At 63.6% G+C, this 21,101-nt stretch carries 21 protein-coding genes; 19 read left to right on the forward strand and 2 right to left on the reverse strand.

Annotation, left to right across the window (positions count from 1 at the left end; all coding sequences use genetic code 11):
- Both AAFM29_RS04620 and AAFM29_RS04625 read right to left on the reverse strand, forming a co-directional pair.
- The coding region (locus AAFM29_RS04620; protein ID WP_341711643.1) for an SDR family NAD(P)-dependent oxidoreductase at positions 1-413 on the reverse strand (413 nt) is incomplete at its 3' end.
- Positions 414-435: 22 nt separating this feature from the next.
- Positions 436-1,053, reverse strand: coding sequence for a DNA-3-methyladenine glycosylase 2 family protein (locus AAFM29_RS04625; protein ID WP_341711644.1), 618 nt, complete (start codon positions 1,051-1,053; stop codon positions 436-438).
- A gap of 90 nt (positions 1,054-1,143) precedes the next feature.
- Between AAFM29_RS04625 and AAFM29_RS04630 the strand changes: the two genes are divergently transcribed.
- The 19 genes from AAFM29_RS04630 to ftsA all read left to right on the forward strand — a co-directional run bounded on the left by AAFM29_RS04630 (position 1,144) and on the right by ftsA (position 21,003).
- The gene (locus AAFM29_RS04630) at positions 1,144-1,461 is read left to right on the forward strand and encodes a 2Fe-2S iron-sulfur cluster-binding protein (RefSeq protein WP_173212028.1); all 318 of its coding nucleotides are present in this window, start codon (positions 1,144-1,146) and stop codon (positions 1,459-1,461) included.
- A gap of 42 nt (positions 1,462-1,503) precedes the next feature.
- Positions 1,504-2,520: a cysteine synthase A gene (locus AAFM29_RS04635; protein ID WP_341711645.1), complete on the forward strand. Its 1,017-nt coding sequence runs from the start codon at positions 1,504-1,506 to the stop codon at positions 2,518-2,520.
- A gap of 32 nt (positions 2,521-2,552) precedes the next feature.
- Positions 2,553-2,906: a hypothetical protein gene (locus AAFM29_RS04640; protein WP_341711646.1), complete on the forward strand. Its 354-nt coding sequence runs from the start codon at positions 2,553-2,555 to the stop codon at positions 2,904-2,906.
- Positions 2,907-2,991: 85 nt separating this feature from the next.
- Positions 2,992-3,630, forward strand: a complete 639-nt coding sequence (locus AAFM29_RS04645; RefSeq protein ID WP_341711647.1) for a DUF4350 domain-containing protein — start codon at positions 2,992-2,994, stop codon at positions 3,628-3,630.
- Positions 3,631-3,974: 344 nt separating this feature from the next.
- The gene (locus AAFM29_RS04650) at positions 3,975-4,460 is read left to right on the forward strand and encodes a division/cell wall cluster transcriptional repressor MraZ (RefSeq protein WP_341711648.1); all 486 of its coding nucleotides are present in this window, start codon (positions 3,975-3,977) and stop codon (positions 4,458-4,460) included.
- Positions 4,457-5,395 (forward strand): 16S rRNA (cytosine(1402)-N(4))-methyltransferase RsmH, encoded by a 939-nt coding sequence (rsmH, locus tag AAFM29_RS04655; protein ID WP_341711649.1) that lies wholly within the window; start codon positions 4,457-4,459, stop codon positions 5,393-5,395. Before AAFM29_RS04650 ends, rsmH begins: the two co-directional genes overlap by 4 nt.
- The gene (locus tag AAFM29_RS04660) at positions 5,392-5,901 is read left to right on the forward strand and encodes a hypothetical protein (RefSeq protein ID WP_341711650.1); all 510 of its coding nucleotides are present in this window, start codon (positions 5,392-5,394) and stop codon (positions 5,899-5,901) included. Before rsmH ends, AAFM29_RS04660 begins: the two co-directional genes overlap by 4 nt.
- Positions 5,902-5,963: 62 nt before the next feature.
- Positions 5,964-7,667 (forward strand): penicillin-binding protein 2, encoded by a 1,704-nt coding sequence (locus AAFM29_RS04665; RefSeq protein WP_341711695.1) that lies wholly within the window; start codon positions 5,964-5,966, stop codon positions 7,665-7,667.
- Positions 7,664-9,139: a UDP-N-acetylmuramoyl-L-alanyl-D-glutamate--2,6-diaminopimelate ligase gene (locus AAFM29_RS04670; RefSeq protein ID WP_341711651.1), complete on the forward strand. Its 1,476-nt coding sequence runs from the start codon at positions 7,664-7,666 to the stop codon at positions 9,137-9,139. Before AAFM29_RS04665 ends, AAFM29_RS04670 begins: the two co-directional genes overlap by 4 nt.
- A complete protein-coding gene (murF, locus tag AAFM29_RS04675; protein WP_341711652.1) occupies positions 9,136-10,602 on the forward strand; it encodes a UDP-N-acetylmuramoyl-tripeptide--D-alanyl-D-alanine ligase in 1,467 nt (488 codons plus the stop codon). Before AAFM29_RS04670 ends, murF begins: the two co-directional genes overlap by 4 nt.
- Positions 10,603-10,619: 17 nt before the next feature.
- On the forward strand, positions 10,620-11,690 hold the full coding sequence (gene mraY / locus AAFM29_RS04680; protein WP_341711653.1) for a phospho-N-acetylmuramoyl-pentapeptide-transferase: 1,071 nt from the start codon (positions 10,620-10,622) through the stop codon (positions 11,688-11,690).
- Positions 11,687-12,982, forward strand: a complete 1,296-nt coding sequence (gene murD / locus AAFM29_RS04685; protein ID WP_341711654.1) for a UDP-N-acetylmuramoyl-L-alanine--D-glutamate ligase — start codon at positions 11,687-11,689, stop codon at positions 12,980-12,982. Before mraY ends, murD begins: the two co-directional genes overlap by 4 nt.
- Positions 12,979-14,247, forward strand: a complete 1,269-nt coding sequence (locus AAFM29_RS04690; protein WP_341711655.1) for a putative peptidoglycan glycosyltransferase FtsW — start codon at positions 12,979-12,981, stop codon at positions 14,245-14,247. The genes murD and AAFM29_RS04690 overlap by 4 nt, the downstream gene beginning before the upstream one ends.
- Positions 14,244-15,440 carry an undecaprenyldiphospho-muramoylpentapeptide beta-N-acetylglucosaminyltransferase gene (gene murG / locus AAFM29_RS04695; RefSeq protein WP_341711656.1) on the forward strand — a complete coding sequence of 399 codons (1,197 nt, stop codon included), beginning with the start codon at positions 14,244-14,246 and terminating at the stop codon, positions 15,438-15,440. The genes AAFM29_RS04690 and murG overlap by 4 nt, the downstream gene beginning before the upstream one ends.
- Positions 15,437-16,861 (forward strand): UDP-N-acetylmuramate--L-alanine ligase, encoded by a 1,425-nt coding sequence (murC, locus tag AAFM29_RS04700; RefSeq protein ID WP_341711657.1) that lies wholly within the window; start codon positions 15,437-15,439, stop codon positions 16,859-16,861. Before murG ends, murC begins: the two co-directional genes overlap by 4 nt.
- Positions 16,862-16,902: 41 nt before the next feature.
- Entirely contained in the window at positions 16,903-17,829 is a 927-nt protein-coding gene (gene murB / locus AAFM29_RS04705) for a UDP-N-acetylmuramate dehydrogenase (protein ID WP_341711696.1), read from the forward strand.
- A gap of 12 nt (positions 17,830-17,841) precedes the next feature.
- Positions 17,842-18,816, forward strand: a complete 975-nt coding sequence (locus AAFM29_RS04710) for a D-alanine--D-alanine ligase (RefSeq protein ID WP_341711658.1) — start codon at positions 17,842-17,844, stop codon at positions 18,814-18,816.
- Positions 18,809-19,717: an FtsQ-type POTRA domain-containing protein gene (locus AAFM29_RS04715; protein WP_341711659.1), complete on the forward strand. Its 909-nt coding sequence runs from the start codon at positions 18,809-18,811 to the stop codon at positions 19,715-19,717. Before AAFM29_RS04710 ends, AAFM29_RS04715 begins: the two co-directional genes overlap by 8 nt.
- Entirely contained in the window at positions 19,717-21,003 is a 1,287-nt protein-coding gene (gene ftsA, locus AAFM29_RS04720; RefSeq protein WP_341711660.1) for a cell division protein FtsA, read from the forward strand. Before AAFM29_RS04715 ends, ftsA begins: the two co-directional genes overlap by 1 nt.
- Positions 21,004-21,101: the final 98 nt, after the last annotated feature.

The following is a 21,101-nucleotide window of genomic DNA, read 5'->3' on the forward strand; positions in this document are numbered from 1 at the left end:
GTATTGAGCAGGCAGGAATCGGGCGCGGCGGCCTTCAGATAGGGATAGACAGCCTGTGCCCCGAACAGCACGCCCTTAAGGTTGATATCGAGGCAGCGCTCGATCTCGTCGATCGAATTTTCCACCAGCGAACCGCCGATCGGGATACCAGCGTTGTTGGCGAGGACGTTGATCTGCCCACCGGCTGCGGTTGCAAAGGCATCGAGCGCTTCGTCCCATGCGGCGTGGTCGCGGACGTCGAACTTGACGGAGAAGGTGAAGCCATTGCCGATCAGCGCGAGGGTTTCATCCATCCCCTTCTGGTCGATATCACCTAGGCCGACGAAATAGCCGCGATCGCCGAAATATTTCGCGATGGCGCGGCCAATGCCCGAACCGCCGCCGGTGATGAAGATGGATTTGCGCGTGCTCATGTCTCTCTCCTGATACGCGGCCCTACAAGGCCGCGTTGTTGTATGTGTGCCAGGTGAAGATGGCCATCGCCCCGCGATAGGGGCGCCATTTCTCACCGAGGTTGCGGGTATCCTTCTCGCTTGGTCGTGCTGGCAGTGTCAGCAGTCGCCCGACCGCTTCCTGTACCGCCAGATCGCCCGCGGGCCAGATGTCCTGTCGACCCTCAGCGAACAGCAGGTAGATTTCCGCCGACCAGCGCCCGATACCCTTGATCCGGGTCAGTTCGGCGATGGCTTCCTCGTCATCCTTGGGCAGGCTTTCGAAGCACAGCTCGCCGCTGGCAACCAGTTCGCACAGACTGCGCGCATAGCCCTGCTTCTGCCGCGAGAGGCCACAGGCACGCAGTGTATCGAAATCGCGCTCTAGCAGACAGGACGGGGTAAAGTCGGGCCCCAATTCCGCTTCCAGCTTGTTCCACATCGAGGTGGCAGCAGCGACGCTGACCTGCTGGCCGACAATGGTGCGCAGCAAGGTCTTGTAGCCTGTCGGGCGAATCCGCTCTTCGGGATAGCCGCAGCGCGCGATGGCAGAGGCCACCACATCGTCCTGCGCGGCGACGGTGTCGAGGTGTTCGCGCAACTGTGCGTTTGTCAGCCCCATGGCGCTCTCACTTGCCTTCCCGTTCGCGATTGAATAGCAGCCGCTCGCATAGGGTCGGTCAGTGGCCCTTTGCAACCGAGGATATGCGCAATGCCCAAGCTGATTGTCACCACCCGTGAAGGCGAAACCAGCGAGATCGACGTCGCGGACGGCCTGACCGTGATGGAAGCGATCCGCGACAACGGCTTCGACGAGCTGCTGGCACTGTGCGGCGGCTGCTGCTCATGCGCCACCTGCCATGTTCACGTCGATCCGGCTTTTGCCGACAAGCTGCCGACCATGAGCGAGGACGAGGACGACCTGCTCGAATCAACTGATCATCGCATCGCGACGTCACGCCTGGCCTGCCAGATTCCCTTCACCGGCGATCTCGACGGGCTGAAGGTTACTATCGCGCCTGAAGATTGATGTTGTTTGCGGGTTCTGGCGCGCGCGCCTACCTCGCACGGTATGATTGACATTCCCGTACGCGAGCGCGCGCTCGATCTCATCGGCAATACGCCGCTGGTCCGTCTTGAAGGGCCGAGCGCGGAAGCCGGCTGCGACATCTTTGGCAAATGCGAATTCCTCAACCCCGGCGCTTCGGTGAAAGACCGCGCCGCGCTCTACATCATTCGTGATGCAGAAGCGCGGGGCGAGTTGAAACCCGGCGGCACGGTTGTCGAAGGCACCGCTGGCAATACCGGGATCGGCATCGCACTGGTGGCCAATGCGCTAGGCTATCGCACCATCATTGTGATGCCGGACAACCAATCGCAGGAAAAGATGGCGACGCTGCGTGCACTTGGTGCGGAACTCGTAACCGTTCCACCGACCAAATACGCCGATTGCAATCACTTCCAGCACGTCTCGCGCCGGATGGCGGGCGAGATCGAGGGTGCGATTTGGGCCGGACAGTTCGATAACACCGCCAATCGCAAGGCCCATATCGAAACCACAGCGAAAGAGCTGTGGGCGCAGCTTGAAGGCCGCATCGACGGGTTCACCTGCGTGGCCGGGACCGGCGGCACCATCGCCGGGGTCGGCATGGGCCTCAAGGAACTCGACGAGAATATCGTCATCGCGCTGACCGATCCGCACGGCGCGGCGCTCTACAACTATTACGCGCACGGTGAGCTAAAAGCCGAAGGGTCTTCGGTTGCAGAAGGCATCGGGCAAGGCCGGATCACCGCTAATCTCGAAGGCGCTCCGATCGACACCCAGTTTCGCATCTCGGACGAGGAAGGCCTTGTGTGGGTTGCGCGCTTGCTGCGCGAGGAGGGCCTGTGTCTCGGCCTTTCGAGCGGCATCAATGTCGCGGGTGCCATTGAACTGGGCAAACAACTGGTTGCCGAAGGGCGTGAAAATCCCCGCGTGGCGACGATCCTTTGTGATACTGGCTTTCGCTACCTTTCGACGCTCTACAATGGTGATTGGCTGGCGCAGAAGGGTCTTCCGGTGTTCGAATGGCTTAAGCCTGCCGATTGACCGAGACCCGGCGGGCAGCCTAGGTTTAAGGCATGGCGCATTTCTTCGACATGAGCCGCAAGCCTGCGGAACCGGAACTGGCAGATGTGTCGGGCGGAAATGCGCGGCGTGAGCGGACGATTCAGCGCCTGCAAATCGGCGTCACAGGCGTGGTGCTCATGATCTTGCTCGTCGGCCTTGCCAGTGTGATCCAGAACCGCGCGGCTGAAACCGATGCAACCGCCGTTCCCGAAGCGGCCGCGACGACTGAACCCACTGCAATCGCCACGCAAAACGACCCTTTGGTCGAAGCCGGCGTGGTACCCGATATGCCGTCTCAACCGGCGCCGGCTGCAGCCGCTGCTCCCACACCGGCGCAGAGCGATGCGGTGACGCCTGGGCAATAGGTTCGTCATAGCAGCGGCACTGGCAATGACGGGATGCCAGCCTGGTCCGGTTGCTGGGGACACCAGACCTCTCCCCGAACTTGCCATGTTCGGGACTCTCCCGATCTATTGGGGTGAGGGCGGTGACGTCACTGACTTCCTCGATCCGAATGGTGAGCAGGATTGGGTTCGCTCCTTTCTCGAGCAAGACTTCGAACTCATGCCGCTCGATGCGCTTGAAGACGATACGCTTGCCGAGAAACGCTTTCTCATCCTTGTCCAGCCGCGCCCGCTGGCGCCATCGGAAAACGTCTCGCTCGATAGGTGGGTCAGGGCAGGCGGACAGGTGCTGTTATTTGCCGACCCGATGCTTACCAGGCACAGCAGCTATTCGATTGGCGACCCTCGTCGACCGCAGGATGTTATCCTGCTTTCGCCCATCTTGACCCGGTGGGGTCTCGAACTTCGCTTCGATGATCGCCAGCCCGACGTCGAGAAATGGGTGGATGTCTCCGATGGCAGGATGCCAGTTCGGTTGGCCGGACAATTCGGATTGCTGCCGGATGGGGGCGCTGGGCGTTGTGACCTCTCTGGGGCCGGGATCATGGCGCGATGTCGGATCGGCAAGGGTCGAGCGACGCTGGTCGCCGATGCCGCTGTGCTTGATAGCGACGATGCAGGTTCAGTCTCTGCTGATCAGCGTGAATCACTGACAAAGCTGATCGACGAATCCTTTTCCCGCTGATTCCGGGGATTTTGCGGGATAGAGTCGCAAAGACGGTCGAAACGGCATCGCGACTCCGCGGAATTGCGTGACTTTCCAGTAGCCTCGTTAGGCAATTGCTAAGGATTTCGAGGCGTGCTTTAGAAAAATAATTATTTAATAACAGTATGTTACAGGATTATCCCGTAAAATCCCGCAATTTTCCCTTTCATCCCCGCTCTACCCGGGATAAATCATCAGGACATCGGACAAGGCTGTCTAAGCGTGCAGGGCCCGCAGGCACTGCAGCTCGCCCGTGCTTACGGGTGAGTGGGGGGAAGTCTTGCCCGGGGGAGGTGTTGAACGCTTAGTCGGGATTTGGGGCAGTGGCTTTCGGAGGGTACAGCGGACAGGCATATTCGCCTGCAGGCGACAAGGGTCGCTTCGTGCTGCCCCCGCTCTTCCGCAAGGCGGTGAAGGACAGCAGCGACGGCCGCGTCCTGTGCCTGATGAAGCATCCCGCCTGGAACTGCCTCGTCGGCTTCGGTCTCTCCCGCAAGGAAGAACTCCACGCGCAGATCGATCGCGAAGAAGAGATGGCTATCCGTCTCGGCAAGGAGTTCGATCGCGATACCCGTTCCAGCCAGCTTTTCGGTTTCGTCGAACTTCCCTTCGACGACAGCGGCCGTTTCGTCATGCCTGAGCACCTGCGCACCCTAGGCGGGATCGAGGGCGGACTCTATTTCCAGGGCGGCGGCCGCTTTTTTACTCTGTGGAACCCGGACGAGCTCGCCAAGATGGGCGACGACTGGGCCAGCGCCAAGGCTGCCTGCGACAGCTTTCTCGATGAAGCGAAGGCGAAGGCAAAATGACCGACGCCCCGCACATCCCCGTCCTCCTCGACGAAGTTATTGAAGCACTTGATCCGCAGCCGGGTGACGTCATCATCGACGCTACATTTGGCGCGGGTGGCTATACCCGCGCGCTGCTTGCGCGCGGCGCGACGGTACATGCATTCGACCGGGATCCCGACGCAATCGCATCGGGTCGCACATGGCGCGAGACGGAGGAAAATCCGCCGCGCCTTTTTCTCTATCCGCACCGCTTTTCCGAGATGCTCGACGTAATGACGTCTGCGGGCGTTGCGCGGGTTGACGGTGTGGTCATGGACATCGGCGTGTCATCGATGCAGCTCGATCAGGCGCATCGCGGGTTCGCCTTCTCGTCGGATGGTCCGCTGGACATGCGCATGAGCCAGGAAGGGGCGAGCGCCGCGGACTTTCTCAACAGTGCCGATGAGAAGGCGATCGCCGACGTTCTCTATACCTATGGCGAAGAGCGCCAGTCGCGCCGCGTGGCGCGCGCGATCGTTGCTGCGCGGCCGCTGTCGACGACGGGAGACCTGGCGCGCGTGGTGCGCAAGGCGCTCGGCTTCAAGTCGCATGACAAGAAAGACCCGGCCACCCGCACCTTCCAGGCCATCCGCATTCACGTGAACGGCGAGCTCGACGAACTGTCCCAAGGCCTGTCAGCTGCCGAACACTTGCTGAAGGAAGGGGGCCGCCTCGCGGTGGTCAGCTTCCACAGCCTCGAAGACCGGATCGTCAAGCGCTTCCTGCGCGAGGCATCCTCGACCCCGAGCGCTTCGCGTTACGTCCCACTGGCGGCGCAGGACGATCCGGTCTTTTTTCGAGTCAGCAAGGCAATCAAGCCGAGCGAGGCAGAGATCGCCCGCAACCCGCGCGCACGGTCGTCGGTCCTGCGTCACGCCACTCGCACAGCAACGCCGGCAAGGGAGGCCGCATGATGGTCGGAGGTTCACGCGTTCGCCAGATCGGTTGGGCCATCGTGCTGTCCGTCTGCTTCGGCCTGCTCCTTGCGCTGACCTTTCGCGTCAACGCGGTAAAGAGCGACGTGCGTTTGACCGAGCGCAAGATCATTGCCGCGCAGCGGGCGAAGTTGATGCTGGAGACTGAATTCCAGACCCGTGCCAGCCAGCAGCAGCTGGCGGACTGGAACGCGGTCGAATTCGGTTATGGCGCCCCCCGTGCGGACCAATATCTCGAAAGCGAGACTCAACTCGCCGTGCTTGGTACGCCGCGCGGGATCGATGCGCCTTCACCGGTGCGCGTCGCTCTCAACACCCCGCCACGCGAGGATCCGGGCTTATTGTCGGGCTGGATCGCTGATGACGAGACTGTAGCAGGCGCAACCGATCGCCCCGTACGGCGTGATCTTGCCGCGACCGACCTTGCCCAGCGACTGGCGCATCCCACCGGCGCGATTGTCGGGGTTGCCGAGGTGACCCGGTGAATGCTTTTTCTGGCTACGGTCCCGCGATAGCCGCGGGGCGTAGCGGGCACGGCGCAGTGAGCATGGCGGTCGCGTCGGGCCGGGTTCAGCTCGTCACCGTGCGGCAGCGGTCGTTGACCGTGGCCCGCTGGCGGGTGCTGTGGATCGCTTTTGGTTTTGCTTTCATCGCGTTGATCGCACTTCTGCGCATCGCCTATCTAGGTATGTCCGATCACGGTTTGCGCGCGACTTCGCTTGAAGAGGCGCTGCTGCCGCCACGGGGCGAAATCACCGATCGTAACGGCATACCCTTGGCGCGCGCATTCCCGGCCTACGCCCTGTGGTTCAACCCTGAGGCGATGGGCGAGGGTGGTGCTCCATTGGTCCATGCGCCACAGGAAGTTGCGGCCAAGCTGAAAGCGATTTTCCCCGATCTCGACGAGAAACGCGTGGCCGCCCAATTCGCTGCCGGGCGCCAGGGCTATATTCGCCGTCGCGTGCTGCCCGAAGAAGCCAATCTCGTGCAAGACATCGGCGAACTCGCGCTTGAGATGCCGATGGAGAATGATCGCCACTATCCCCAGGGATCGATGGGCGCCCATATCCTCGGCTACGTCGCCGCAGATGGGCGCGGGCGAGTTGGCATGGAGCAGGTGCTCGACGAGCATTTGCGTGACCCTTCCACGCGCGGAACGCCGGTAGCGCTGTCGATCGATGTGCGGGTGCAGGGCGCGCTTGAGGATGAGCTGCGTCGCGGCATGAAGCTGAATGATGCGCAGGGCGCGGCGGGCATCGTGCTTGACGTCGACACCGGTGAAGTGCTCGCGCTGGCGTCACTCCCCGAATTCGACCCCAACAAGATCGACGCGCGCGGGCAGAGCCTGATGTTCAATCGCGTCACCAACCAGGTTTATGAGCTTGGTTCTACCTTCAAACCTATCACTGTCGCTGCGGCGCTCGATGCGGGCGTGATCCGTGACCTCGGTAAGCGTTACGATGCCTCGCCGGTGCAGGTTGGGCGCTTCACCATCAAGGACAGTCACGACCTGGGATCATCGCTCAACCCCATCGAGACGCTGATCCATTCGTCCAACACTGTAAGCGCCAGGATTGCCGACGAACTGGGCCCGGAACGCCTGCGCCGCACGATGATTGATTTGGGCATGAATGAGCGGCCCTATATCGAGATTCCGGCAAGGGGTTTTCCCCTGTGGCCTGGCAAGAAATGGCCGCGCCTGACCAACATGACCGTCGGGTTTGGCCACAGCATTGCGGTGACGCCGCTGCATCTTGCCTCGGCCTATGCCGCCTTGGTGAATGGAGGAATCTGGCGCCCTGCGACCTTGCAAAAACTTGCCCCGGGCGATGCGCCGAAGGGGCGCCGGGTGTTCAAGGCTTCAACTTCCAGCCGGATGCGCCAGCTGCTGCGCACGATCGCTGTCTACGGCACGGGTCGCAATGCCAATGCTCCCGGTTACCGTGTTGGTGGTAAGACCGGTTCCGCGGAAAAGCCGGGCGCGCACGGTTACCAGAAGAGCGCGCTCGTCTCGACCTTCGCTGCTGCCTTCCCGATGGATCGCCCGCGCTATGTAGTTATCGCCATGCTCGACGAGCCGCGCGGCACGATTGCGTCTAGCTTTCAGCGAACTGCCGCATGGAACGCGGCCCCTATCGTCGGCCGGCTGGTTCCACGCATTGGCCCGCTGATGGGCGTGCGCCCCGACGATACACGCGATGTCGATATCTCCGATATCCGCCCCCTGATCCCGGAGGCGGCGAGCGAATGAACCTGCGAAAGCTATGCGAAGCGGCGGGCGTGGCCTGTGGTGAGGGCGATGCGGACGTGACCGGTTTCGCTATCGACAATCGCAAGGTTGCCCCGGGAACCGTATTCGGCGCTTTCCAGGGTGCTCAGGTCAATGGTGAGAACTTCATTCCTGCGGCCATTGAAGCGGGCGCCGTTGCTGTTGTCGCGCGCGCCGAAGCGCGGGTCGAAGGGGCTATACACATTGCCGCCGCCAATCCGCGCAAAGCGTTCGCCCGACTGGCATCGCATTTCTTCACCCCGGTACCGCCACACATTGTTGCGGTGACGGGTACCAACGGTAAAACCTCGACCGTCGAGATGACCCGTCAGATATGGCGCATGGCCGGGGAACGGGCGGCAAGCATCGGTACGCTTGGGGTGACTACGCCCGATGAAAGCGTATCGACCGGCCTGACTACGCCGGACATCGTGACCTTTCTGGCTAACCTGTCTGGTCTGGCGCGCGAAGGCGTGACGCATGTCGCCTATGAGGCGTCGAGCCATGGCCTGGCGCAGTATCGGAATGAGGGTGTGGCGGTCGAAGCAGCGGCTTTCACCAATCTCAGTCGCGACCACCTCGACTACCATGCCGATATGGAAGACTACTTCACGGCGAAAATGCGCCTGTTTGAAGAGGTTGTTTCCGACGGCGCGACGGCAGTGATCTGGATGGGTGCGGACGAGAGTGAGTGGAACGCTCGCGTCGTCGACCATGCAAGGGCACGCGGGCTACGTGTATTCACCGTTGGCGAGGCGGGCCAGGATATCCGCCTTGTTGGACGTGAGCCGACCCAGCTGGGTCAGGTGCTCACGGTTGAGCATGATGGGCAAACCAGGAAGATCACCCTGCCGCTAATCGGTGCCTACCAGGTTGCCAATGCGCTGTGCGCCGCGGGCCTTGCGCTTGCCAGCGGCACTCCGACCAACCTCGTATGGGATGGGGTCGCTCGGCTCCAGCCGGTGCGCGGTCGGCTCGAGCGGGCGGTCATCGCACCATCGGGGGCGCCGGTCTATGTTGACTATGCACATACGCCGGATGCGATTGAGGCGGCGATAGCGGCGCTGCGCCCTCACCTCACTGGGCGGCTCATCACAGTCATTGGCGCTGGCGGCGATCGCGACCATGGCAAGCGTGCTCCGATGGGTGCAGCTGCGGCAGTGGCTAGCGATGTGGTCTTTGTCACCGATGACAATCCGCGGGGCGAAGATCCTGCGGAAATCCGCCGTCAGGTGCTTGCCGGTGCGCCGGGAGCACGCGAAGTGGGCGATCGCCGCGAAGCCATCTGCGCAGCGATCGCCGAAGCCGGTACGGACGACATTGTCCTGATTGCTGGCAAGGGTCACGAAACAGGTCAGATCATCGGATCGGGAGACAACATGCGAGTGCTGCCCTTCGACGACGTCGAGGTTGCGCGCGAATGCGCGGCGAAATCTGTAGGGGGTGCGGCATGAGCGCTGCCATCTTGCGCCACCCCGCGTATGTCGATTGGCCGGCCGATCCGCGCGATCGCCTGCCGCTGACGCTGTGGTCGGCAAAGGACATCGCCGCAGCCGTCGACGGTATTGCGAGCCAGGATTTCCAGGTCGCCGGGATCGAAATGGACAGCCGTGACGTGGTCAACGGCGATCTGTTCATCGCGCTCAAGGGCGAAGCGATGGACGGCCACCGCTTCCTCGACAAGGCCTTTGCGAATGGCGCTGCGGGGGCCATCGTCGATCGCCCGGTTGATTACCCGCATATCCTGGTGAAGGACACGACCGCCGCACTCAAGGCGCTGGCCCGCGCCGCGCGCGAGCGTACTTCGGCAAAGATCATCGGCGTCACCGGCTCGGTCGGCAAGACCGGGGTCAAGGAAGCCATCTTCGCCGCGCTGGAACGTGCCAGTCGTGGGGCGGCGCATCGCTCGATCCGCAGCTATAATAACCATGTTGGCGTCCCGCTCAGCCTCGCCCGCATACCGGCGCGCAGTCGCTTCGGCATCTTCGAGATGGGGATGAACAATGCCGGTGAAATTGCAGGATTGACCGCACAGGTCCGCCCGCATGTGGCCGTCATCACCACCATCGCCCCCGCGCATATCGAGATGCTGGGGAGCATGGAGGCGATTGCCGATGCCAAGGCCGAAATCCTCCAGGGGCTCGAACCCGGCGGCACGGCGGTGATCCCCACCGACACGCCGCATTACGAACAATTGCGCGATGCCGCCGAGAAGCTCGGTGCCAGGGTCGTCAGCTTCGGCAAGGCACGCCACGCCGACATGCGCCTGCTCGATGCGATCCCAAGCGCCAATGGCGGCAGCCTGGTTACCTGCGAATTTCCCGAAGGGCGGCTGTGTTATACCGTGGCTGAACCGGGCGAGCATTGGGTCGCCAATTCGCTGGCGGTCATGGCGGCGGTTCGCGCGGCGGGTGGCGACATGGCCGCAGCCGGGCTGGCGCTTGCAGAGATGGGCGGGCTCAAGGGTCGCGGCGCCCGCCACGGCATTGATGCACCCGGCGGCAAGGCGCTGCTGATCGACGAAAGCTACAACGCCAACCCTGCCAGCATGCGCGCAACGCTTGCGCAGCTCGGGCAAACGCCCTCGACCCGTCGCATCGCGGTGCTTGGTGCGATGAAGGAATTGGGTGACTTCGGTCCGCAGTTTCACAGCGCCCTCGCGGAACCCTTGCTGGCGGCCGATGTCGACTTTGCGGTGCTGGTTGGCGACGAGATGACCGCACTCGCGCGCGAACTGGGGAAACCGCAGAGTTCCGTCCTTGGCAAGCCTATTGCCTGGGCGCATTGCCAGACCGCCGACGAGGCGATCGAACTGCTCGAAGACTTCGGCGTCGTCGCGGGCGATGCCGTGTTGGTCAAGGGCTCCAACTCGGTCGGTCTTGGCCGGCTCGTGGATCATTTCATCCGCGCCCGCTAGGCGCGAGAGAGGCCCAATTGCTGTACCTGCTCGCCGAATGGTTGAACTTCGAAGGCGTCTTCAACCTCGTGCGCTACCAGACATTCCGTGCCGGGGCGACGCTGATGACTGCGCTGGTTATCGGCCTGCTGATCGGCCCGCGCTTCATCGCCATGCTGCGCGTGCGCCAGGGCAAGGGGCAGCCAATCCGCGAAGACGGGCCGCAGTCGCATCTTGCAAAGCGTGGCACGCCGACGATGGGTGGCTTGATGATCCTCATCAGCCTGACGCTGTCGGTGCTGATCTGGATGGACTTGCGCAACCCATTCATCTGGTCTTGCCTGGCTGTGACGCTGGGCTTCGGTGTGATTGGCTTCCTCGATGATTATGACAAGGTATCGAAGGCCAGCCACAAGGGCGTGTCCGCGCGGATACGCCTGTTGCTCGAGTTTACCGTGGCGGGGATCGCAGCCTATCTGACGGTCAGCCAGATCAACACTTTCCTCTACGTCCCGTTCATCAACAATTTCGGGATCGAGCTGGGGATCCTGTACTTCGCTTTTGCGGCGATCGTGATCGTCGGTGCAGGCAATGCGGTGAATTTGACCGACGGGCTCGACGGGCTGGCAACCATGCCGGTGATCATCGCTGCGGGCACCTTCGCCATTATCGCTTACCTGGTTGGGCGCGTCGACTATTCGACCTATCTGGGCATTCCCTATGTCGAGGGTGCGGGCGAGCTGGCGATCTTCTGCGCCGCGATCATGGGGGCCGGGCTGGCCTTCCTGTGGTTCAACGCGCCGCCCGCCGCCGTCTTCATGGGTGATACCGGATCGCTGGCACTCGGCGGTGCGCTCGGCGCCATCGCCGTGGCGACGCATCATGAGGTCGTGCTTGCCATCGTCGGCGGGCTGTTCGTGTTCGAGGCGCTCAGCGTTATCATCCAGGTCTTCTGGTTCAAGCGCACCGGGCGCCGCGTGTTCCGCATGGCCCCGATCCACCATCATTTCGAACAGCTAGGCTGGTCGGAGAGCAAGGTCGTCATCCGCTTCTGGATCGTCGCCATCGTGCTCGCACTCATGGGGCTCGCGACGCTCAAGCTACGATGATCACCTCGTCCGCCTGGTCTGGAAAGAAATACGCCGTCCTCGGGCTGGCGCGCTCCGGCCGGGCGACGGTCGAAGCGCTGTTGGCGAGCGGGGCGGAGGTGCTGGCGTGGGACAGCCGCGAGGAAGCGCGCGCGGAGTTTGCGGGCCGTGTCGAACTGACTGATCCTGTCGACGCTGATCTGACTGGTTTCGCGGGCGTGGTCGTGAGTCCCGGCGTCCCGCTCAACACCCACCCGATTAAGCCCCATGCCGACAGCTTCGGCGTGCCGGTCATAGGCGATATCGAGCTCTTCGCGCAGGCGCGGGCCGAACTGCCCCAGCATAGGGTCGTCGGCATTACCGGCACCAACGGCAAGTCGACCACCACCGCGCTGGTGCACCACATCCTCAAGACCGCAGGCGTGCCGACCACCATGGGTGGCAATATCGGCCTGCCGATCCTCGAGCAGGAGCCATTGCCCAAGGGTGGGGTCTATGTGCTCGAGCTGTCGAGCTACCAGATCGATTTGACCTATTCGCTCGATTGCGATGTCGCGGTGTTGCTCAATGTGACGCCGGATCATCTCGATCGGTACGAGGGCTTTGAAGCCTATCGGGCTTCCAAGTTGCGGCTCTTCACCATGCAATCGAGCGAGGGCACGGCTGTCGACGCCAGCTCCGATCCGGCGGTGCACGAAGCAATCCTGGCTATCGAAGGTCCGGGTGAAATTACCACGCTGAACCCGGCGGCGAAGGACAGCGATTTCCTCGATCTTGGCAATGCGCAATCGCTACAAGGCCCGCATAATGCCCAGAATGCCTACGCAGCCTGGGCCGTGGCCTTCGACCTTGGAATCGACCGGCCAACCGTCAATTCCGCGCTCGCAAGCTATCGTGGCCTTCCGCACCGTATGGAACGTGTCCGCGAGCTGCGTGGCGTCTCCTACGTCAATGACAGCAAGGGCACCAACACCGCCGCATCGGCCCCCGCGCTGGCGGCGTTTGACAACATCCATTGGATCCTGGGTGGGCTTGCCAAGGAGCCGGGGCTTGGCGAGTGCGAGGCCGAGCTTGGCCATGTGAAGGCCGCCTATACCATCGGCAAGGCAGGGCCGGATTTCGCCGCGCTGCTGGAAGGCCGCGTTCCAGTTGAGCAGTGCGAGACACTCGACCGTGCGGTCTCATCCGCTGCCTCCAAGGCCCAGCCCGGCGATACCGTCCTGCTTTCGCCTGCCTGCGCCAGTTTCGACCAGTATCGCGATTTCGAGCAGCGCGGCGATCATTTCCGCGAGCTTGTGGAGGCACAGAAATGACCCCCACCATGCAGCCCTATGTCCCCGGCAAGCGCCAGCCGATGCACCTGCCAAGGCACAAGCTGTCGCGCTGGGCCGAGCTCAAGATCTGGTGGCGCGAGATCGACCGCGTGCTGCTGCTGCTGGTGCTGCTGCTGATGAGCTTCGGCACGATCGCCGTCGCCGCCGCATCGCCCGCCAGTGCGGACCGCCTCTCGACTGCAAGCGAGACGCTCGACCCGCTATACTTCTTCTATCGCCATGTTGCCTGGCAGGTGCTGGGCCTCGGGGTGATGTTCGGCGTGTCGCTGCTCAACCGCGACAATGCGCGGCGCTTCGGCGTGCTGCTTGCGGGCGGGATGTTGGGGCTGCTGTTCCTGGTCCCGATCGTCGGGCCGGAAATCAACGGTGCGCGGCGCTGGATCAACCTGGGCATGCAGTTCCAACCCTCCGAATTCCTCAAGGCGGGTTATGCAATCGCAATGGCCTGGATCCTTTCGTGGAAGGTCCGCGATCCCAACCTGCCCGTGCTGTGGATCGCCACCGCGCTGTTCGGCACCATCGCCGCGCTGATGATGCTTCAGCCCGATTTCGGCGGCACGATCCTGTTCGCGGGCGTGTGGTTCGTGATGGTGGTCCTGTCCGGCGTGGACGTGAAGCGCCTGGGCGGGGTGGTCGGCGGGGCGCTGGTCGGCCTCACGGCAACCTATTTCCTCTATGACAACGCGCGCCACCGCATCGATGCCTTCATGGGTGGCGGCACCGCCTTCGACCAGGTCGACCTTGCCAGCCGCACCTTGCTGGCAGGCGGATGGACCGGCGCAGGCTATGGGCTGGGCATCCGCAAGATGAGCCTGCCCGAAGCCCATACGGACTATATCTTCAGCGTCATCGGCGAAGAATTCGGGCTGATCGCCTGCGCGGTGATCCTGCTGCTCTATCTCGCCATCGTCGGCCGGGTGCTGATGCGGCTGGTTGATGAGGAAGACCTGTTCGCGCTGCTCGCGGGCACCGGCCTCATCGCATTGCTCGGCGGGCAGGCTTTCATCAACATGCTGGTCAACCTGCAGCTGTTCCCTTCGAAGGGCATGACTCTGCCCTTGGTCAGCTATGGCGGCTCCTCGACCATCGCGGTGTGCATGGGCGTGGGCCTGCTGATCGCGGTGACGCGGCGCAATCCGTTCCTCAAAAGCCGGACCAAGGGACTTGGCGACCTGATCGGATTCGGGCAGGCGGAATCGACGACCGAGCATTCGGGTCGCAAGCCGCGCGAGATTTTTCCATGACTGGCGCAAACCGCCATTACGTCCTAGCCGCCGGGGGTACCGGCGGCCATTTGCTGCCCGCCTTTGCGCTCGCGACCGAGCTTGACCGGCGCGGACACCATGTCGCGCTGATCACCGATGCGCGCGGTGCGGAAATTCCGGGCAAGCCCGATTTCATGCCAGCGCATGTGCTGCCCGCCGGGCGTTTCGGCAAGAACCCGCTGCACTGGGCCAAGGGAGTCTCGGCAGTTCTCGAAGGGCGGCGCATGGCGCTGCGACTATTCGAGAGTTTCGAACCGAGCGCCGTGGTCGGCTTCGGCGGCTACCCTTCCCTGCCCGCAATCCTCGCCTCGACCTCGGCCGGGATCCCGACGGTGGTGCACGAACAGAATGCCGTGCTGGGCCGGGTCAATCGCCTGCTATCGGGGCGGGTCGATGCAATCGCCACCGCCTATCCCGAAGTCGAACGGCTCGCCGCCAAGCACCGGGGCAAGGTCCATCTCGTGGGCAATCCGGTTCGCGCCGGCGTGCTGAGCCTGCGTGACGAGCCGTTCCCGGCATTTTCCGAAGACGGCCTGCTGCGCGTGCTCGTGACCGGTGGCAGCCAGGGCGCGCGGGTGCTTTCGGAAGTCGTGCCCGACGGTCTTTCCATGCTCCCACCCGCGCTGCGCCAGCGGCTGCAGGTTACCCAGCAATGCCGTGTCGAAGACCTCGACGCCGTGCGCGAGCGCTATCGCGCCCACGGCATCCCGGCTGAACTTGCAACCTATTTCGAGGACATGGCCGCACGGCTCGCCGATGCGCACCTGTTCATCGGCCGCGCAGGTGCTTCGACTATTGCCGAGCTAACGGCAGTAGGGCGCCCGGCCATCCTCATCCCGCTGCCGATCGCGACCGATGATCACCAGGCCGCCAATGCTCGCGAACTCGCCAAATCGGGCGGTGCGCGCATGATCCGGCAGGATCGCTTCACCGGCAAGGAATTGGCCAAGCAGATCATGGCTCTGGCCGACAATCCGCAGGGCCTGGCCAAGGCGGCGCATGCGGCGTGGAACTGCGGCAGGCCCAAGGCGGTCGAAGACCTTGCCGACCTTGTCGAGAGTTTCGGCGGGGCGGAGATGATGGACGTCATTCGCGTGGGCGGGAACAATGCGCGCGGCGCCTCGCAGGGCGTTGCGGCCGGGCAGGGCGCGGCGAAGGAGATTGCGGAATGAGGGGCGTTCCGACCGACATCGGCACCGTCCATTTCGTCGGTATCGGCGGCATCGGCATGTCCGGCATCGCCGAGGTCATGAAGAACCTGGGCTATGCCGTGCAGGGCTCCGACATGAAGGAGAGCGCGACGGTCGAGCGGCTGCGCAAGCAGGGCATCGCCGTGAGCATTGGCCATGCCAAGGAGAACGTCGAGGGTGCCGCCGTCGTCGTAACCTCTACCGCGGTCCGGCGGACCAATCCCGAAGTCGCTCATGCGCTCGAAAACCGTATTCCGGTAGTACGGCGCGCGGAGATGCTGGCCGAACTGATGCGGCTCAAATCGACCATTGCGGTTGCGGGCACCCACGGGAAGACCACCACCACCAGCATGATCGCGGCGCTGCTCGATGCGGGCAACGTCGACCCCACCGTGATCAACGGCGGGATCATCGAACAATACGGCTCGAACGCCCGACTGGGCGATAGTGACTGGATGGTAGTCGAAGCCGACGAAAGCGACGGCAGCTTTCTGCGGCTCGATGGGACCAGTGCGGTCGTCACCAATATCGATCCCGAACATCTCGACCACTACGGCGATTTCGAAGGCGTGAAGGATGCCTTCGTCGAGTTCATCCACAATGTGCCCTTCTATGGCGCGGCGGTGCTGTGCATCGACCATCCCGAAGTGCAGGCGGTCATCGGCAAGGTCCGCGATCGCCGCGTGGTGACCTATGGGTTTTCGCTCCAGGCCGATATCTGCGGCGTAAACGTCCGCCCCGACATGGGCGGCAACTGTTTCGATGTGATCGTCCGCCAGCGCGGCGAGGAAGATCGCCGGATCGAGAACGTGCGCCTGCCCATGCCGGGCCGACATAACGTGCAGAATGCTCTGGCGGCGATCGCTGTGGCGATCGAAATGGGCTGCAGCGACGACGTCATCCGCAATGGCTTTTCGAGCTTTGGTGGCGTTCGCCGTCGCTTCACCAAGGTTGGCGATGTGCCCATGCGCAGCGGCTCTGTGCCGATCATCGACGACTACGGCCACCATCCGGTAGAGATCAAGGCGGTGCTCGCCGCGGCGCGCGAAAGCGTGGGTGACGGGCGTGTGATCGCGGTGGTCCAACCGCATCGCTACACCCGGTTGCGCGACCTGATGGAGGAGTTCCAGACCTGCTTCAACGAAGCCGACATGGTCTTTGCCACACCGGTCTATGCCGCTGGCGAGGACCCGATAGAGGGCGTGAGTTCCGAGAGCCTTGTCGCCGGGCTCAAGTCGCGTGGCCACCGTTCCGCAGCGACCGTTGCCGATGAAGACGATCTGGCGCGCAAGCTTGCCGCCGAACTTGTGGCCGGTGACCTTGTGGTTTGCCTGGGCGCGGGGGACATTACCCGCTGGGCGAGCGAGCTTGCCGGACGGATCGAGCGGGAGCGTGCCGCGTGACCATCAGGCAAGCCGGTGATGTGTGGAACCGTGACAATGGCATGGCGCCCGACTGCGAAGTCGAAGGTGCCGTGGCCACGCCGGTTTCGACCGTCGGACTGCGTGGCAAGCTGACTCGTAACGCGCCGCTGGCGAAGCTCGTCTGGTTCAAGAGTGGCGGCAATGCCGACTGGCTGTTCGAACCCGCCGATCTCGACGACCTGCGCCTGTTTCTCGAACGGCTGGGTGGAAACCTGCCGGTCATGGCGCTGGGTCTCGGTTCGAACCTGATCGTGCGCGATGGCGGCGTGCCGGGCGTAGTCATCAGGCTGGGCAAGGCCTTTGCCGAGATCGAGGTGCGCGAAGACTGCGTGCTCGCCTGTGGCGGTGGGGCGCATGGCATCCTCGTCGCTTCGGCGGCGCGCGACGCCGGGATTGCGGGCTTGGAATTCATGCGCGGTATCCCTGGCACCGTCGGCGGCTTCGTCCGCATGAATGGCGGCGCCTATGGGCGCGAGGTCAGCGACGTGTTGGTCGATTGCGATGTGGTCCTGCCGGATGGGCGGATGTTCACGCTGCCCGCTGCCGACCTGCACTATACCTACCGCCATTCCGACCTGCCCGATGGCGCGGTGGTGGTCGGCGCGCGCTTCAAGGGCGTGCCGGGGGACCCGGCGGCAATCGGCGCCGAAATGGATCGGATCGCCGCTGCGCGCGAGGCATCGCAGCCGCTGCGCACCAAGACTGGTGGGTCGACCTTCAAGAACCCTCCGGGGCAGAAGGCGTGGGAACTGGTTGATGCCGCCGGCTGTCGCGGCTTCCGCATGGGCGGTGCACAGGTCAGCGAGAAGCACACCAATTTCCTCATCAACACAGGCGATGCGACGAGCGCCGACATTGAGGGGCTGGGCGAGGAAGTGAAGCGCCGGGTCTACGCTAATTCTGGCGTCGAACTCGAATGGGAAATTCAACGCGTGGGGCGACCTTAGGAAAGACATGCAATGACCGATCTCCCCAAGCTCCATATTGCCGTCCTCATGGGCGGATGGGCCAATGAACGGCCCGTCAGTCTCATGTCGGGCGAAGGCGTCGCCAAGGCGTTGGAGGCGCGTGGGCATCGCGTGACGCGGATCGACATGGACCGGCAAGTGGCTGCGCGGATCGCCGAAGTGGCCCCTGACGTGGTCTTCAACGCGCTGCATGGCGTGCCGGGCGAAGATGGCACCGTGCAGGGAATGCTCGACCTGATGGGTGTGCCCTATACCCATTCTGGCCTGGCGACCTCGGTCATCGCGATCGACAAGCAGCTGACGAAGAATGCGCTGGTTCCGCATGGCATTCCGATGCCCGGCGGGCGGATCGTGAAGAGCGCGGATCTCCATCAGGGCGACCCGATGGCGCGGCCCTATGTGCTCAAGCCGGTCAATGAAGGCAGCTCGGTCGGCGTGGCGATCGTCACGGCGGAGGGGAATTACGGCAACCCCATCGCGCCCGACGCCAAGGGGCCGTGGCAGGAATTCGCCGAGCTGCTCGCCGAACCTTATATCAAGGGGCGCGAGATGACGGCGGCAGTGATCGATTTCCCCGAGGGGCCGCGCGCTTTGGCGGTGACCGAGCTCAAGACCAAGAGCGGATTCTACGATTTCGATGCCAAGTACACCGAAGGCATGACCGAACACGTCTGCCCGGCCGAGATCCCCGATCACATCCGCGACCTGTGCCTCGAATACGCCCTGAAGGCGCATAAGGTGCTGGGCTGCCGGGGTACCAGTCGCACCGACTTCCGCTGGGACGAAGAGCAGGGCGAAGGCGGGCTGTTCGTGCTCGAGACCAATACCCAGCCGGGCATGACCCCGCTCAGCCTGGTGCCCGAGCAGGCCCGGTATCTGGGGATCGATTACGGCGAGCTGTGCGAGATGATCGTCGCGGCTGCCTTGCGCGACCATAAGTCCAAGGTCAGGGGCGGCGATGGCTAAGGTCACCCGCAAGCAGCAGGGCGTCCGCCGTTCCGCCGCCGCGCGCAGCCGCAGCCAGACTGCGCATGCCGCACGCAAGCGCACCAGCGGGATACTCGATCAGGCCATGGCCGCCCTGCCGTTTACCGATGAACAATGGCACAGGTTCTTCCTCGCCTCGATCGCGCTGATCGGGCTGGCGATCGCCGGCACAATCGCAAACTACGCGGGCCTGCCCGAGATCGCCCGCGATGAAATGGCCAAATCGGCCTCGCGCGTCGGCTTCGAGGTGAAGAAGGTGCGCGTATCGGGTGTCGAGCGGATGAACGAGCAGCTCGTTTACGAGCGCGTGCTCGCCGAACAGGCGCGCCCCATGCCGCTGGTCGACCTGAATGTCGTGCGTGAACGATTGCTCGAACTGCCCTGGGTGGCCGATGCGCGAGTTTCGCGCCAGCTGCCTGATACGCTCAAGGTCGATATCGTCGAACGCGTGCCGCATGCGGTGCTGGCCAAGCCGGGCCGGCTGGTACTGGTCGATGGGCATGGGCACGAGCTTGAGCCGATCAGTGCGGCGAACGCCAAGGGCAAGCTGCTGATCGAAGGACCAGGTGCGCAATTGCAGGTCGAGGAACTCGGCAAGCTGCTCGACGCGGCGCCTGCGCTGAAGCCGCAGATCGCCTCCGCCGAGTGGGTCGGGAATCGCCGCTGGAACCTGACCTTCAAGACCGGGCAATTGCTGGCGTTGCCCGAAGGCGATCTGGGCGCGCCTGCGCTCGTCAAGTTCGCCCAGCTCGACGGGATGCATCGCCTGATCGGCGGCAAACCGATCGCGATCGACATGCGCGTGCCCGATCGGGCCTACCTGCGTTGCAAGGACGGGCCGTGTCCCAAGGAGATGGCGCTCAATGGGAGGCCCGAATAATGGCCGCTCCAGCCCCGCGCATCACCCGGGTATTCGGTGCGGTGAATATCGGATCCTTTCGGATTTCCGCTATGGTCATGGGCCAAGCGGAAAATGGCGACATGGTCGTCCTGGGCTCAAGCCACCGCGCGAGCGAGGGCGTCAAGCGTGGCTATATCACCGATATGCGCGCTGCCAGCCATGCGATCCGCAACGCGGTTGAGAAGGCGGAAGCCAATGCCAATACCGCCGTGTCCAGCGTCTGGATCGGCTGCGCCGGGGCGGGGCTTTCGAGCCGCATTGCCAGCGTCGAAATTGCCATTGGCGGGCGAAGGATCGAGGAAGACGATATCGAGCACCTGCTCTATGCGGCGCGCGATCACCTGCATCCCGATGGCCGCATGGTGCTTCATGCGCAGCCGGCGCACTACACACTCGACGGGGCGCATGGAGTCGCCAACCCGAAGGGCCTCCATGCCGAGGCGCTGGGGGTCGACGTGCACGTGACTCTCGCCGAAGGCGCGCCGGTGCGCAATCTGATCGAAGCGGTGCAGGGTGCGCATCTCGATGTAGAGGGCGTGGTCGCCAGTCCGTTGGCCGCTGCCTACGCCTGCCTCTCGACCGAAGAGCGCGACCTTGGCGTAGCGGTGGTGGAGATCGGCGCACAGGTCACTAATGTTTCGGTCCATGCCGCGGGGATGCTGCTGGGCTTGCGCTCGATCCCGGTCGGCTCGAACGACATCACCGATGCCATCGCGTCGTCCTTGGGCATTCGCCGGAGCCAGGCAGAGCGGCTCAAATGTGTTTCGGGATCGGCGATTGCCACGCCGACCGATCACCGCGAGATGGTACCAGTGAATGCCCCGGGTGAGGAACCTGGTGGCCGCTTGGCGCGCGGCGCGGACGAGCATGATCGCATTCCGCGCGCCGAACTGGTGGCGATCGTCACCGACCGGCTGGGCGTGATGAGCAGCGAAGTCGGCAAGGCACTCAAGGCGCTCGGCTTTGGCGGATCGCAGGGTGGGCAAGTGGTGCTAACCGGAGGCGGCGCCGAATTGCATGGCATTGCTGAATTCATGCAGGGTGCGCTTGGGCGACCGGTGCGCATCGGCAAGGCGCCGACGCTGACTGGTTTGCCTGAAGCGCATGCCACACCCGGTTTCGCCACATTGGCGGGCCTGTGCCTCTATGCGGCGGACGACCCTGTCGACATCAGGTCGGTGGGCCCTCGTTATCAGCCGACGCGGCGCTATTCCGGGCTTGGTCTGGTGAACCGTGTCGTACAGGCGGTGCGTGAGTATTTTTGAGTATTGAACCCTCGGGCTAAGCCGTCATTAGCCCTTGTGGATAAGGATGTTTCGGCTCGCGCGCAGCGATTCGCTTTGTGCGAGATGTGTGACATAGT

It is taken from the genome of Erythrobacter sp. (genome assembly GCF_038133525.1).
Classification (GTDB): Bacteria; Pseudomonadota; Alphaproteobacteria; order Sphingomonadales; family Sphingomonadaceae; genus Qipengyuania.